This window comes from Terribacillus saccharophilus (assembly GCF_002272745.1).
In the GTDB taxonomy this organism is placed as follows: domain Bacteria; phylum Bacillota; class Bacilli; order Bacillales; family Amphibacillaceae; genus Terribacillus; species Terribacillus saccharophilus_B.
Genome location: NZ_NPBD01000002.1, coordinates 137,167 through 152,426 on the forward strand (window position 1 = coordinate 137,167; position 15,260 = coordinate 152,426).

The 15,260-nt window shown below is 46.0% G+C and carries 15 protein-coding genes; 14 read left to right on the top strand and 1 reads right to left on the bottom strand.

The annotated features are described in order from the left end of the window. Window positions 1-22 precede the first annotated feature (22 nt). From coaBC to spoVM, 10 genes are read left to right on the top strand one after another with little or no spacing between them, the layout of a single operon-like run. Window positions 23-1,231, top strand: a complete 1,209-nt coding sequence (gene coaBC, locus CHH58_RS02515; protein WP_095232607.1) for a bifunctional phosphopantothenoylcysteine decarboxylase/phosphopantothenate--cysteine ligase CoaBC — start codon at window positions 23-25, stop codon at window positions 1,229-1,231. Beyond that, complete coding sequence (priA, locus tag CHH58_RS02520) at window positions 1,228-3,630, top strand: primosomal protein N' (RefSeq protein ID WP_095261980.1); 2,403 nt, start codon at window positions 1,228-1,230, stop codon at window positions 3,628-3,630. The genes coaBC and priA overlap by 4 nt, the downstream gene beginning before the upstream one ends. A 17-nt stretch (window positions 3,631-3,647) precedes the next feature. Then, window positions 3,648-4,598: a methionyl-tRNA formyltransferase gene (fmt, locus tag CHH58_RS02525; protein WP_095261981.1), complete on the top strand. Its 951-nt coding sequence runs from the start codon at window positions 3,648-3,650 to the stop codon at window positions 4,596-4,598. Then, a complete protein-coding gene (gene rsmB / locus CHH58_RS02530) occupies window positions 4,585-5,928 on the top strand; it encodes a 16S rRNA (cytosine(967)-C(5))-methyltransferase RsmB (protein ID WP_095261123.1) in 1,344 nt (447 codons plus the stop codon). Before fmt ends, rsmB begins: the two co-directional genes overlap by 14 nt. Window positions 5,929-5,988: 60 nt before the next feature. Next, window positions 5,989-6,744 carry a Stp1/IreP family PP2C-type Ser/Thr phosphatase gene (locus CHH58_RS02535; RefSeq protein ID WP_095232611.1) on the top strand — a complete coding sequence of 252 codons (756 nt, stop codon included), beginning with the start codon at window positions 5,989-5,991 and terminating at the stop codon, window positions 6,742-6,744. Window position 6,745: 1 nt separating this feature from the next. Next, window positions 6,746-8,749, top strand: a complete 2,004-nt coding sequence (pknB, locus tag CHH58_RS02540) for a Stk1 family PASTA domain-containing Ser/Thr kinase (RefSeq protein WP_095261982.1) — start codon at window positions 6,746-6,748, stop codon at window positions 8,747-8,749. Further along, window positions 8,750-9,634 carry a ribosome small subunit-dependent GTPase A gene (gene rsgA, locus CHH58_RS02545; RefSeq protein ID WP_095230059.1) on the top strand — a complete coding sequence of 295 codons (885 nt, stop codon included), beginning with the start codon at window positions 8,750-8,752 and terminating at the stop codon, window positions 9,632-9,634. A 2-nt stretch (window positions 9,635-9,636) separates the two neighbouring features. Further along, a complete protein-coding gene (rpe, locus tag CHH58_RS02550; protein WP_095230382.1) occupies window positions 9,637-10,290 on the top strand; it encodes a ribulose-phosphate 3-epimerase in 654 nt (217 codons plus the stop codon). Window positions 10,291-10,293: 3 nt separating this feature from the next. Beyond that, a complete protein-coding gene (locus tag CHH58_RS02555) occupies window positions 10,294-10,938 on the top strand; it encodes a thiamine diphosphokinase (protein WP_095230060.1) in 645 nt (214 codons plus the stop codon). Between the two features lie 46 nt (window positions 10,939-10,984). Beyond that, on the top strand, window positions 10,985-11,065 hold the full coding sequence (gene spoVM, locus CHH58_RS02560; protein WP_077309667.1) for a stage V sporulation protein SpoVM: 81 nt from the start codon (window positions 10,985-10,987) through the stop codon (window positions 11,063-11,065). 83 nt (window positions 11,066-11,148) lie between these two features. On the opposite strand, the gene rpmB is transcribed toward spoVM, so the two are convergent. Further along, window positions 11,149-11,337, bottom strand: a complete 189-nt coding sequence (gene rpmB / locus CHH58_RS02565) for a 50S ribosomal protein L28 (protein WP_038560076.1) — start codon at window positions 11,335-11,337, stop codon at window positions 11,149-11,151. A gap of 219 nt (window positions 11,338-11,556) precedes the next feature. On the opposite strand from rpmB, the gene CHH58_RS02570 reads away from it, so the two are divergent. From CHH58_RS02570 to sdaAA, 4 genes are all read left to right on the top strand, one after another. Continuing rightward, complete coding sequence (locus tag CHH58_RS02570) at window positions 11,557-11,919, top strand: Asp23/Gls24 family envelope stress response protein (RefSeq protein ID WP_095230063.1); 363 nt, start codon at window positions 11,557-11,559, stop codon at window positions 11,917-11,919. A 30-nt stretch (window positions 11,920-11,949) separates the two neighbouring features. Further along, window positions 11,950-13,596: a DAK2 domain-containing protein gene (locus tag CHH58_RS02575; protein WP_095230065.1), complete on the top strand. Its 1,647-nt coding sequence runs from the start codon at window positions 11,950-11,952 to the stop codon at window positions 13,594-13,596. Between the two features lie 96 nt (window positions 13,597-13,692). Continuing rightward, on the top strand, window positions 13,693-14,355 hold the full coding sequence (gene sdaAB, locus CHH58_RS02580; protein ID WP_095230067.1) for an L-serine ammonia-lyase, iron-sulfur-dependent subunit beta: 663 nt from the start codon (window positions 13,693-13,695) through the stop codon (window positions 14,353-14,355). Between the two features lie 15 nt (window positions 14,356-14,370). Further along, on the top strand, window positions 14,371-15,255 hold the full coding sequence (gene sdaAA / locus CHH58_RS02585) for an L-serine ammonia-lyase, iron-sulfur-dependent, subunit alpha (RefSeq protein ID WP_095230069.1): 885 nt from the start codon (window positions 14,371-14,373) through the stop codon (window positions 15,253-15,255). The last annotated feature ends 5 nt before the right edge of the window (window positions 15,256-15,260 follow it).

Sequence of the window (15,260 nt, forward strand, 5' to 3'; positions counted from 1 at the left end):
TGCATCAGGAGGGGGAAGTGAAATGAATTTAGCTGGAAAGACAATTTGTCTGGGAGTTTCCGGAGGCATCGCTGCATATAAGGCATGCGCATTGACGAGCAAACTGACACAGAAGGGTGCAGATGTTCATGTCATCATGACAAAACATGCAGCAGAATTTGTGACACCGCTCACGTTCCAGGCGTTATCCCGTAACCCGGTATATACCGATACCTTTGATGAAAAACATCCTGAAAAAATTGCTCATATAGATTTAGCAGATAAGGCAGACCTATTCCTGCTTGCGCCAGCGACCGCTAACCTGATAGGAAAGCTTGCTGCAGGTATAGCAGACGATATGCTGACGACTACATTGCTTGCAACAGAGGCACCTGTCTACATCGCGCCTGCCATGAACGTTCATATGTACGCGCATCCCGCAGTAATCCGTAATATGCAGCAGCTGGTTGACTGGGGTTACCACTTTATCGAGCCAGAAGCTGGTTATCTAGCTTGTGGATATGTTGGTAAGGGCAGGCTGGAGGAGCCGGAATCCATTATCCGAATCCTGGAAGAAAGAACAGAGCCCGAGCGTGATCTGGAAGGTAAACGCGTGTTAGTAACGGCTGGACCGACTCAGGAAACAATTGATCCTGTCCGTTTCTTTACGAACCACTCCTCAGGTAAAATGGGCTATGCTGTGGCAGAAGCCGCTGCTAAACGCGGAGCAGATGTGACGCTTGTGAGCGGACCATCACAGTTAACTACGCCTCTTGGGGTAAAACGAATAGATGTTACAAGTGCCCAGGAGATGCTGGATCAGGTACTGATAGTATACGGTGAGCAGGATATCGTCATCAAAGCTGCAGCTGTAGCTGATTATCGGCCAGTACAAACATTTGACTCTAAGGTGAAAAAACAGGATGGAAACTTGTCCATTGAAATGGAACGGACTACCGATATACTTCTGACACTTGGACAGCGGAAGCAGCATCAGTTCCTTGTCGGTTTTGCTGCAGAGACAAATGATGCTGTAGCGTATGGCAAAGGAAAGCTCGAGCGGAAGCATTTAGATGCCATTTGTGTGAACACAGTCGGGAAGACAGGCGCAGGATTTCAATCCGACACCAATGAAGTGATTTACTTAAATAGAGAAGGCAAGGAACAGCATCTGCCCTCTGATACTAAAAAACAGATTGCCCACCGGATTCTGGATGAGATTGTAGAAGATATGGAGGCTGACAGAAAATGAACATCGCGAAGGTTGTTGTTGACGTCCCGGCCAGTCAGACCGACCGCGTGTATGATTATTTGATTCCTGAAAAACTGATTAACGTACTCCAGCCGGGGATGCGTGTCATCGTACCATTCGGAAATCGTCGCATCATGGGTTTCGTCCTGGAGATCAGCAGTTCTGCTGAAGTGGACAAGCTAAAGGAAATTCAGGAAACGATGGATTTGCTTCCGGCACTAACCCCTGAATTGCTTGATTTAGGAGTATGGATGGGGGAGCAGACATTAAGCTTCCATATCACCGCCCTCCAGGCAATGCTGCCGCAAGCGATGAAGGCGACATATCAGAAAGTACTTGTTCGGACTGGGAATATACCAGAAGCATTGCTGCCGTTATTTCAGGAAGAAGATACGAGCATGTACGAGCAATTCGAGCATAGCGGTGTTCCTTTATCGGTTCTGCAGCAGACAATCAAAGCAGGTCAAATAGAACTGCGTTATCAAGTCAACTCGAAGGAAACAAAGAAAACAATCCGTATGATTGATGCAGACAAGTCTGTTGAAGAACTGCAAGAGGCATTAGGCAATGTGAACGCTCGCGCCATGAAACAAAGAGCGCTCCTTGAGCATTTCATTGAAGAGCCAGGGCAGATTGCGCAGAAACATCTGCTTGAAATGAATGAGACGACAGGCTCTACACTTAAGCCCTTGCTGGATGCTGGATTACTTCGGTCATATGATAAAGAAGTACTCCGTGATCCATACAAGGATAAGGAAATTGAACGTACGAAACCCTTGCAGCTTTCGGATTCACAGGCGAAGTCTCTTGAACCGATACTTGAAAGCATCAAGTCGGAAGCGCATGAAGTCTTTCTTCTGCATGGCGTTACCGGAAGCGGAAAGACAGAAGTATATTTGCAGGCAATTCAGCAGGTGCTGGAAAAAGGGCAGGAAGCGATTGTTCTTGTTCCTGAAATCGCACTTACTCCCCAGACAGTCAACCGATTCAAAGGAAGATTTGGCTCTGAAGTTGCTGTGCTGCACAGTGCTTTATCAGCTGGTGAGAAGTACGATGAATGGCGAAAGATCCAGCGCAAGCAAGTTAAAGTAGCCGTCGGCGCCAGATCCGCCATTTTTGCGCCCTTTGAAAATTTGGGAATCATCATCATAGATGAAGAACATGAAACGAGTTACAAGCAGGAAGATCACCCGAAATATCATGCCCGCGATATCGCTGTTTTCCGAGGGGAATATCATCATGCCCCAGTTGTTCTTGGCAGTGCAACACCTTCGCTCGAATCATATGCTAGAGCTGAAAAAGGCGTCTACCATATGCTGGAGCTTCCGGAGCGCGTGAATCATGCTTCGATGCCTGACTATCAAATCATCGATATGCGGGATGAGCTGCATGCGGGCAACCGGTCGATCTTCGCGCGAGAATTGCTGGAACAGATGAAAGAACGCATTCGTAAAAAAGAACAGATAGTTCTCTTCTTAAACCGGCGCGGCTACAGCACATTTGTCATGTGCCGCGACTGCGGGCATACAGTGGAATGCCCGCATTGCGATATAACACTCACATACCACAGAAGCAGTGAGCAGCTAAAATGCCATTATTGCGGCTACGAAGAGCAAATGCCTTCCATCTGCCCAGCTTGTGAAAGTGATACGATACGTTATTTTGGTACAGGTACACAAAAAGTAGAAGAATCGCTCACACAACTGCTGCCGGAAGCTCGTGTCATTCGAATGGATGTTGATACGACAAGGCGGAAAGGTGCGCATGAAAAGCTGCTTGGAGCATTTGGCAGAGGCGAAGCGGATATACTGCTTGGTACCCAGATGATTGCAAAAGGATTGGATTTCGAAAGAGTGACGCTTGTAGGGGTCCTGGCTGCAGACTCTATGCTGCATTTGCCTGATTTTCGTGCTGCAGAAAAGACGTTCCAATTGCTGACACAGGTGAGCGGACGAGCTGGTCGGCACAGTCTGCCTGGGGAAGTAATCATACAAACATATTCTCCGGAACATTACAGCGTTGAACTTGCAGCAGCAGGGGATTATCGTCCATTTTTCCAGACGGAAATGCAAACACGCAGAGCTTTTCAATATCCGCCTTATTATTATCTGGCTTTATTGACGGTCAGTCACCAGAACCAGGTGAAAGCAATGCAGACGACACAGACGATTGTACAGCTGCTCCAGAAGCACTTGTCCGATCAAGTCCGAATACTCGGACCTACTCCATCGCCTCTGGCGCGGATCAAAGATAGATATCGCTTCCAGTGCATGGTAAAATACAAAAACGAACCGAACCTTCGGGATGTGATCAGGAGAATCCTTCATCACTACGAAGATGCGCGGAAAAAAGAAGATTTGCAAATACATGTTGATTTACAGCCGTATTCGCTCATGTAGGAAAGGAGCTTTTTTGAATGAAACGAATCGTATTCATGGGTACACCAGATTTTGCAGTACCCGTACTTAAACAGCTGACAGAGGAAGATTGCGAGGTGGTGCTCGTTGTCACCCAGCCTGACCGCCCGAAAGGCCGCAAGCGTATCCTCACCAGCTCACCTGTGAAGGAGGAAGCTCTAAAGCACGGAATACCGGTTTATCAGCCGGAAAAAATCAAGCAGAGTTATGAAGAAATCTTTTCCTATGAGCCGGATTTGATCGTAACGGCTGCGTTTGGGCAAATATTGCCGAAGGAGCTGCTTGATTATCCGCAATTTGGATCTATTAATGTTCATGCTAGTTTGCTGCCAGAACTTCGCGGCGGTGCTCCGATCCATTATGCCATTCAGCAAGGAAAAGCTGAGACTGGCGTTACTATCATGTATATGGTTGAGAAACTGGATGCCGGCGATATGCTGCTTCAGCGTTCGGTACCTATTACAATGCAGGATCATGTAGGAACGATGCATGATAAATTAGCAACGCTTGGAGCGGAAATGGTTCATGATATTCTTCCAGATATCTTTTCTCGTTCCGTGAATGCAATCAAACAGGACGAAGAGAAAGTTACATTTGCTCCAACAATCAAACGCGAGCAAGAAGTAATTGATTGGAACCGTTCAAACTGGGAAGTTTTCAATCATATCCGAGGCATGCATCCATGGCCGGTGGCTTTCACAACCTACATGGACAAGCCTTTCAAGATATGGTGGAGTGAACTTCTGGATCGTGAATATGATGGAGCACCAGGTGAGATTGCTAGCATTGAAGCCGATGGCATTATCGTAGTTTGCGGGAACAATACAGCAGTCAAATTAACACAGGTACAGCCAGCGGGTAAAAAGCAAATGACTGCAGCAGATTATTTGCGTGGTGTCGGTAAAGAAATGCAAGCTGGAGAAAGGTTGGGCCAGCATGAAGAAGTATGAACTCCGTGATACAGCAGTCACATTGTTATCTCGTATTGGAGATCAGGGCGGCTACAGTCATTTGCTGCTGGATCAAACGATCCGGAATAAAGGTTTTGACAGCAGAGATACAGGCCTGCTAACCGAAATCGTTTATGGAACATTATCTTATAAACTGACATTAGAGTATTTTCTTCGTCACTTTGTATCAAAGAAATTGGAATCATGGGCGAAATGGCTTTTATTATCCGCTTTCTATCAAATGTACGTATTGGACAGGGTGCCTGACCATGCTGTTATCCACGAATCTGTTGAAATTGCAAAGCAGCGAGGCCATAAAGGTATCGCATCGCTTGTAAATGCTGTTCTGCGTAATGCACAGCGAAAAGGATTCCCTAAATTGGATGACATCCAAGACCCAGCCGAGCGTATTTCGCTGGAAACGAGTCACCCGAAATGGCTTGTCGAGCGATGGATTGCGCAATACGGAGAGAAGACAGCCCGCGAAATGTGTGCCGTAAACCAAGTGGAGAAACCAATAAGTGTGCGCGTACAGCCAATGCTGATTACACGCGATGAAGCGATGGAAGAACTGGAGTCCCAAGGATTTACTGTCCGTCCTTCCAGCATCAATCCGCAAGGGATCATCGTAGAAGATGGGAACATCCTGAAAAGTGATTTGTTCCTTTCCAATCAAGTGACTGTCCAAGATCAGACGAGTATGCTTGCTGGTCAGATGGTTGATGCAACAGCCGGTATGACTGTGCTGGATGCATGCAGTGCACCGGGCGGAAAGACGACACATATTGCAGAAACGATGGAGAATGAGGGCAAGCTTTATGCGTACGATCTGCATGCCAAGAAAGCGAAGCAGGTACAGCAGAAAGCCGAGAAGCTGAAGCTGACAATCATTGAAGCCGATCAGGCAGATGCACGCAACTTACATGAGCGGCACCAACCAGAGAGCTTCGATCGTATTTTACTTGATGCACCTTGCTCTGGATTGGGCGTACTCAGAGGGAAACCGGATATCAAGTACCATAAATCGGAACAAGACGTCTTATCACTTGCTTCCATTCAGGCTGATCTGCTTGAACAGGTAGCGCCGCTATTGAAAAAAGACGGAAAGCTAGTCTACAGTACTTGTACAGTGGATCAAGCAGAAAATGAACAAGTAGTCCGAGCTTTTCTTGAGCAGCATCCGGATTTTGAAGTGGATCCAGAATTCCAGAACGATTTGCCGCAAGCAGTTAAGAAAGCCCCTGGTCTTACCGATGCTGGTTTGCAAGTATTCCCGCAGGATTTTAATACCGATGGCTTTTTCCTTGTCCGACTTGTTAGAAAAGGGTAAGAAATGTGGTAGGATAAATTTGGAGCAGCAAACAGACTGCATATAGATGAGGTGAGAAGCGTGAGAGGTTTTTTCATTACCGATCGTGGTCAGATCAGAAGTCATAACGAAGATGCGGGTGGGGTATTCTCCAATTCCCATGCCCAACATCTTGCTGTAATTGCCGATGGTATGGGTGGACATAAAGCAGGTGATGTCGCCAGTCAGCTAGCTATTTCCCATTTACGCAACTGGTGGGAAACTGCTGATTCCTTCGATTCTCCGCAAACGACAGAAGAAGCTATCAAGCAAGCAATCAAAGATGTTAATTTACGTGTATATGAAGAATCACGACAGAGTGAAGAATTGGCAGGAATGGGTACGACGATTGTCGCCGCAGTATGTACAGATGATTTTGTTACAATCGCCCATATTGGGGATAGCCGTTGCTACTTGCTTAATGAAGAAGGATTCAAGCAAGTGACAGAGGACCATTCTCTTGTAAATGAACTGGTCCGATCTGGTGAAATCACAGAACAAGATGCCGAGCACCATCCTCGGAAAAATGTCCTGCTGCGCGCACTCGGAACGGATCAAGATGTGGAAATGGACTTAGTGTCAATCACTTGGGAAGCCGGAGATCGTCTGCTATTGTGCTCAGATGGGCTATCAAACAAATTCGATAAGCAGGAGCTTTTGCAGTACCTCACATCTGGAGAAGAGATTGAACATATCGCTTCGCAGCTCGTGACGGTTGCCAATGAGCGAGGCGGGGAAGATAATATCTCCTTGATCATCGCCGATTTGGCTGATACACCTGTCCGGGAGGGTGCATAGCATGCTCGAAGGACGTACGCTGAATGAACGGTATGAAATTCACCGTCTGATCGGCGGAGGCGGTATGGCAAATGTTTATCTTGGCCAGGATATCATCCTCGATCGCGAAGTCGCCATTAAAGTCCTGAAGCTGGAATATGCAAACGATGATGAATTCATTGCAAGGTTCCATCGGGAAGCCCATGCGGCAACCAGTCTATCACATCCGAATATCGTCACGATCTATGATGTGGGAGATGAGGATGGCATCTACTATATGATCATGGAATATGTCAGCGGAATGACATTGAAGCAATACATACAGACTCATGGTTCCATCGTGGTACCTGATACAGTCGATATTATGAAACAAGTCACCTCCGCGATCTCACATGCACACGCAAACGGAATCGTTCATCGTGACATCAAACCTCAGAATATCCTGATTGATGATTACGGAAAAGTGAAAGTGACCGACTTCGGTATAGCTACTGCGTTGAGTGCAACGTCATTAACCCAGACGAATGCCATGCTGGGCTCTGTGCACTATCTGTCACCAGAACAGGCAAGGGGGGGCATAGCTACCAAGAAATCCGATGTCTATTCACTCGGTATTGTCATGTTCGAATTGCTTACTGGTCGTCTTCCATTCTCTGGTGAGTCTGCTGTCAGTATTGCTTTAAAGCATTTACAGACTGACACACCATCTGTCAGACGCTGGGCTGGCGATATTCCCCAAAGTGTCGAGAATATTGTTTTGAAGTCTACGACGAAGGACCCTTTTTACCGTTACATGAGCACATATGATATGGAGACAGATTTGGAAACATGTCTGGATCCCTCCAGGGCAAACGAAGAGCGTTATGCTCCACCTAAGGAAGCTGGAGATACAACAAAAGCGATTCCGATTATTTCCGAGAAGGATCTCAATAAAGCATCGTTAGCTGATACGATCGTACATAACGGTCATACGAATCCACCGAAACAAGAAGAGCAGAAAAAGCCAAAAAAGAAAAAGAGACGTTGGAAAGTCTTTATATGGGTAATTGTCATCCTCTTATTGCTTGCAGGTGCAGGAATAGGCATCGTACTTGCTACAACGCCGAAAGAGGTCACGATGATTGACGTGAGAAATGATTCCTATGCAGATGCGGTCGATAAGTTATCCGATCTGGATCTACACGTAAAACGGGAAGCAACCGCATCTGACACTGTAGAAGAGGGAAGTGTCGTCAAGACAGATCCTTCAGCGGGCAGTAAGATTAAGGAAGGCTCCAGTGTGACGGTTTATACAAGTATTGGCAAAGAAAAAGAAGAATTTGTTGATTACGAGGGCAAGTCATTCTCCCAAGTGGAAAAACTATTGGATGATAAGGGATATAAGAATGTACGATCTTACGAGGAGTTCTCTGATGAACCTGTTGGTACAATCATTTCCCAAATCCAGCCTCAAGCAGGAACAAAAGTGGTTCCAGAGGATACAACGGTCATCTTTGAAGTGAGCAAAGGGCCAGAAGCGGTGACATTGACAGATTTGTCAGGTATGACAGAAGAGGAAGCACAATCTTATTTAGATAAAAATGATTTGGATGGCAATTTCATTGAACAGCCGTCAGATGAAGTCGAAGAGGGTGTTGTAATTCGGCATGATCCGGGTTCAGGACAATCGATTGAAGAAAATGGCAGTGTTGATCTGTACGTGTCAACTGGTCCGGAGAATTTGCCTCCTGCGACGCACACGGTAACATTCACTGTTCCTTACGAGCCTGATGATGCACAGACAGGCGAAGACGAACAGACCGAAGAAACACAGGAAGATCCTGTTCCTCAGATAGTTCAGATTTATGTAGGTGACGCAGACCATGATGTGACAGAGCTCTATGATGAACGTGCTATCACAGAAGATGAGGAAATTACGCTTACACTCAGCATACCTGCTGGCGGAGAAGCGGAATATCGTGTATTGCGTGATGATGAAGTAGTTTTGGAAAAAACGGTTCCGTATGAAGACAGGGAAGGTGAATAAATGCCATCAGGTAAGATTATGAAAGCACTGAGTGGATTCTACTATGTGCTTACAGAAGACGGAGAAACCTATCAATGCCGTGGCAGAGGTGTATTTCGCAAACAGAAAATAACACCGCTGGTCGGTGATCAAGTAGAATTCGAAGCGGAGACAAAGCAAGAAGGTTATGTGCTGGATGTTGGTCCGCGGAAGAATGAGCTAGTCAGGCCCCCGATTGCCAATATCGATCAGGCGATCATCGTAACGTCAGCAGCACAGCCAGATTTCAGTACAGCATTGCTTGACCGCTTCCTTGTACTAGTAGAGTCAAAAGCTATCGAGCCAGTTATTTTCATTACGAAAATGGACATGCTGTCAGCGGATCAATTGTCCAGAATCGAAGCTTTCAAAAAGGATTATCAACAGATTGGCTATTCAGTTGAGATGTTATCCTCAAAAGAAGAAACGAATCTAGAGCAAGTGCAGCTGCACATGAAAGATAAGATCTCAGTTATCGCAGGGCAGTCAGGTGTGGGCAAGTCTTCGATGCTGAATGCTATTGATCCGCGCCTGGATCTGGAAACAAATGAGATATCTGAAAGTCTTGGACGCGGACGCCATACGACGAGACATGTGGAGCTTATACCAATCGGGGGCGGTCTTGTTGCAGACACGCCTGGATTCAGCTCATTGGAGTTCACCGAATTGGAAGCCGAAGAGCTGCCATCTTGTTTCCCTGAATTCAGGGAGCGTCAAGACGACTGTAAATTCAGAGGCTGTATGCATCACAAGGAACCTAAATGTGCGGTTAAACTAGCAGTCGAAGCAGGAGATATTCCTGAATACCGTTATACACATTATCTGCAGTTCCTAGAGGAAATTAAATCGAGAAAGCCGAGGTATTAATGATGACGAAAATAGCACCATCTATTCTTTCAGCTGACTTCGCTAATTTGGCAAATGAAATTCGAGATGTAGAAAAAGGCGGAGCTGACTACATCCATGTCGATGTCATGGACGGTCATTTTGTCCCAAATATTACAATCGGCCCCCTTATCGTGGAGGCGATTCGTCCTGTGACGAAGCTGCCCCTGGATGTACATTTGATGATCGAAAACCCGGATCAATACATTGAAGCATTCATCAAGGCTGGTGCGGATATCATTACAGTCCATCAAGAGGCTTGCGTTCATTTGCACCGCACAATCATGATGATTAAGGAGCAAGGAGTAAAAGCTGGTGTTGTATTGAATCCAGCCACTCCAGTAAGCTTGATTGAAGAGATTTTGCCAGAGTTGGATATGGTGTTATTGATGACGGTAAACCCAGGCTTTGGCGGTCAGCGATTTATTCCTTCTGTGTTGAAAAAAGTAGAAGAGCTGTCCAGGCTTCGAGAAGCACTCGAGCTCGACTTTGAAATTGAGATTGATGGCGGTGTAAATATCGAAACAGCGGGACTATGTACAGATGCAGGTGCGGATGTACTAGTTGCCGGAAGTGCTGTCTATAATCAGGAAGATCGTGCTGCGGCAATTGCGGCAATCCGGGAAGCAGCTGAATGACGTATGAATACCAAGCTTAGTATCGGGCTTGTCGGCGGTGCGGGAAGACTGCCGGATTTACATTCTGAACATCATCATATATGGATTGGAGCAGATGCGGGAGCACTAGCGCTGGCATCTGCTGGTATCCGAATGAAAGTAGCGGTTGGTGATTTTGATTCTGTGTCGGAAGAAGAATTGATTACGATTCGTCGGTACGCAGATCAGGTGCTGGTGTATCCGCCTGAAAAAGATGAAACGGATTTCGAACTTGCCATTCGGCAAGCAGAAGAAATGGGCGCCGCTGATGTGGCGGTGTATGGGGTAACCGGCGGAAGACTTGATCATGAACTAATCAACATTCAGATGCTTTATCGGCTGCTTGACAGTTTCGAGCAGGCAGTCATCATCGACTGGCAGAATAATATCCGATTGCATCGACCTGGTACATACCGGATAGAACGAGATGATACATACCGTTATATATCATTTCTTTCCTTCTCTGAGCAAGTTACTGGTCTAACCTTGACTGGCTTTAAATATCCTTTAACAGATGCTTCAATCCATTGGGGAGAAACATTGTCCATCTCTAATGAGCTTGTTGCACAATATGGTACTTATTCATTTGCTTCAGGCATAGTAATAATGATAAAGAGCAAGGATGTTTAAAAGCTACAGCGTTAGGCTGCTTAGGAAAAAGGAGGAAGGGGATCTTATGAAATTTTATACCTTTAAACTCCCGAGGTTCATCGGTGGCTTCGTCCGCGTCATTATCGGAACGTTTAAAAAAGATTAGCACAAAAAAAGCACTCCTTTCGAGAAAGGGTGCTTTTTTTGTCGCATGCGAATGCTACCATAAAAGTATTTTAGAAATGCTATTTATACGCGTTCGATGTTACCTTTTTTAAGTGCACGAGCTGAAACGTAAACTTTTTTCGGTTTACCGTCAACAAGAATGCGAACTTTTTGAACGTTTGCTTTCCAAGTACGTTTATTAGCGTTCATGGCATGAGAACGAGCATTACCAGAACGAGTAGTACGTCCTGTGATTACACATTTGCGTCCCATGTTATCCCTCCTAATATTACGAGTTAGTTTGTAACACTAAACAAATTTATCACAACTCGGCACGTAATGCAATAATCTAACAAAAATATATCAAGAAAAATTACTTGACAGTAAACTGTTTAGCTGGCATTGTAAAAAGGGCTATTTTTAATCCGCTTTCAAATAGCGCTGCCATATAGTATAGTAGGAATATATTTGATAAGCGTTAGGAGGAGCCGTATGAGCCTTCATCTGACTTCAGAAGATGGAAAAATCACGATCGCAACGGATGTGATCGCAACATTGGCTGGAAGTGCCGCGGAAAAATGTTATGGCATTGTCGGTATGGCTTCCAGACATCAATTACGTGACGGCATAGCAGAAATTCTCCGCAGGGAGAACTACTCGAAAGGGATAGTTGTAACCCAGACGGACAACAAAGTCCAGATCGACTTACATATTATTGTAAGTTATGGAACGAAGATATCCGAGGTTGCACACAATGTGCAGTCCCAAGTGAAATATACATTGGATCGGGCATTGGGCGTACTGACGAGCTCTGTGAACATTTATATACAAGGCGTCAGTGTTTCTGCAGACTAAGATAGCCGGCAGATTTAAGGAGGAAACAGTTTGAGTGTTGGAAATGTGGATGGAAAGACATTTGCGGGGATGCTTCTGACAGGTGCACATCATCTGGCGAATAATGCTAAGACGATTGATGCGCTGAATGTATTTCCCGTGCCGGATGGCGATACAGGTACAAACATGAATTTGACAATAACGTCTGGGGCAAAAGCTGTACAAGATACCGACAGTGAAGAAGTCGGTGTGCTTGCTGCGGCCTTTGCCAAAGGTCTGCTGATGGGAGCTAGGGGAAACTCTGGTGTCATTCTCTCTCAGCTTTTCCGTGGCTTTGCCAAAGCATTGGAAGGGCAAAAGGATCTGACAGCGGGCAAGCTTGCTAATGCGTTGGATGCTGGTGTCAAATCAGCATATAAAGCCGTCATGAAGCCAGTGGAAGGGACGATTCTTACTGTAGCGAAGGATGCTGCAGCCGCTGCGGTAGAAAAATCAAAAACTGAAGCTGATCCAATAGAGTTATTCAGATATGTAGTGAAAGCTGCCAAGGAAAGCCTCAGTCGTACGCCTGACCTCCTTCCTGTTTTGAAGGAAGTCGGTGTTGTAGATAGCGGTGGTCAAGGCTTGGTTACTGTTTATGAAGGTTTTCTTGCAGCTTTGACAGGTGAAGAGCTGCCTGTAGAGGTGCAGCATGGCAAAATGGAGAATCTTGTGAGTGCGGAGCATCACAAGCAAGCACAGGATTTCTTGGATACAGCTGATATCACATATGGCTATTGTACGGAATTTATGGTTAAATTCGAAGCAGACAAGCTTCAGGAGAATCCTTTTGATGAGCAGGCTTATCGTGAGGAATTGGACGGACGCGGGGATTCTTTGCTTGTAGTAGCTGATGAAGATGTCGTAAAGGTGCATATTCATACCGAGTATCCTGGTGAAGTGATGACATATAGTCAAGCATTCGGCAGTCTGATCAATATGAAAATAGAAAACATGCGTGAACAGCATGCGGCTATTGTTGGTAATAAAGAAAAGAAGGAACGCAATCAGCATGCCATTGTGACAGTTGCAATGGGTGAAGGTGTGAAAGCATTGTTTGAGAACCTAGGAGCAAATGTCGTCATTTCAGGCGGACAGACTATGAATCCAAGCACCCAGGACATTGCAGACGCCATTAAAACAGCTAACGCGGACTCTGTCTATATTTTGCCTAATAATAAGAATATCATCATGGCTGCTGAGCAGGCAGCTAAAATGGCAGAGGTGCAGGCGTTTGTAGTTCCGACAAAGACGATACCGCAGGGTATGCGATCATTGCTTGCTTTCGATGCTACCCAGTCACCAGATAGCAATGCTGAAGCTATGAAAGAAGCAATCTCGCAAGTGAAGTCCGGACAAGTGACACATGCTGTTCGTGATACCACAATCGAAGGCGTATCAATAAAAGAAGGGCAATTCATAGCTATTCAGGAAAGCAAAATCATAGCAGCTGCTTCTGAGGCAGAAGAAGCGCTGGAGCTGCTGCTTGAGCAAATGGTCAGTGAAGAAGATGAATTGATAACAGTTATTCGCGGTGAAGACGCGGAAGACACTGATGATCGCTTGGAGGATTTTGTTGAAGGGAAATTCCCTGAAGCGGAACTGGAAATTCATGAAGGAAATCAGCCTGTCTACACGTACTTGGTCGCAGTTGAATAATGATGGGGAAAGCTCCTTAACGGGAGCTTTTTTCATTGGTTGCAGTAGGAACATATGTGTGATACATGCTAAAATAGAAGAAGAAGGAGTGAGCCTATGAAATATCAATCCGTATTCGATATTATCGGACCGGTTATGGTCGGTCCATCCAGTTCACATACTGCCGGGGCGGCCCGCATTGGCCGCGCCGCAAGACTCATTTTCGGAATAAAGCCGACTTGGGCGACGGTCCATCTTTATGGATCATTCGCGAAAACGTATCGCGGTCATGGTACGGACTTAGCTATTGCTGGAGGTCTGCTTGGCTATGATACAGATGATGATCGAATCAGGTTCGCATTGGAAACAGCCGAAAAACATAATATGAAAATCGAATTCATTGAAGATACAGCTGCAACGGAACATCCAAACACAGCAAGAATAAAGCTTGGGACAGAGAAAAGCAGCATGGAGCTGGTCGGTGTTTCTATCGGCGGCGGAAAAGTAGAAATCACAGAGCTAAACGGCTTTGAACTGCGTATGTCAGGTAATAAGCCCGCTATTTTGATCATGCATAATGATCGGTTTGGCGCGATAGCTTCTGTAACGCAAATTTTGGCACAGCACGAGATAAATATAGCGCATATGGAGGTTTCCCGTAAGGATGTCGGGAAGGATGCGCTCATGGTGATCGAGACGGATCAGAACGTGGAGGATGATGTGATGCAGGTTTTAGAAAAAGCTTCGCACATCAACCGTGTATCCCGCTTGATGAATTAAACAGGAGGAATGAATATGTTTCGCAATGTAGCGGAATTGCTTGAACAAGCGAATGCAGACAGTATATCGATTTCGGAAGTGATGATCCGCCAGGAAATGGATGTACATCAGCGTTCCCGTGAGGAAGTCATGGGCCAGATGGAACGGAACCTGCAAATCATGGAAGAAGCAGTAGAACGCGGATTAAAGGGGGTTACATCCCACTCTGGTTTGACAGGAAATGATGCTGTTTTACTGCAGCAATATATGGCGAAGGGCAACACACTTTCTGGTCATCTGCTTTTAGATGCTGTCAGTAAAGCGGTGGCGACGAACGAAGTTAATGCTGCAATGGGGATGATTTGTGCCACTCCGACTGCGGGCAGTGCCGGATGTGTGCCAGGAGCTCTGTTCGCGGTTAAAGAAAGATTGAACCCTACCCGGGAACAAATGGTGCACTTTCTATTCACAGCCGGAGCTTTCGGATTTGTTGTGGCCAACAATGCATCCATCAGCGGTGCAGAAGGTGGTTGTCAGGCTGAAGTAGGCTCTGCTGCTGCGATGGCCAGTGCAGCTGTGGTGGAAATGGCTGGCGGAACACCAGAACAAAGCGCCGAAGCATTTGCTATTACGTTAAAAAACATGCTTGGACTTGTATGTGATCCAGTTGCTGGCCTGGTAGAAGTGCCGTGTATCAAACGAAACGCCGCTGGAGCATCTAATGCAATCGTATCTGCTGATATGGCGCTGGCGGGTATCACGAGCAGAATACCTTGCGATGAAGTGATTGGGGCTATGTACCGGATCGGTAAGAGTATGCCATCAGCCCTTCGGGAAACAGCGGAGGGTGGTTTAGCTGCCACACCGACGGGGCGCCGACTGGCCGATATGATTTATGGGATAACAAAAGGGAAAGAGTGAGGAAT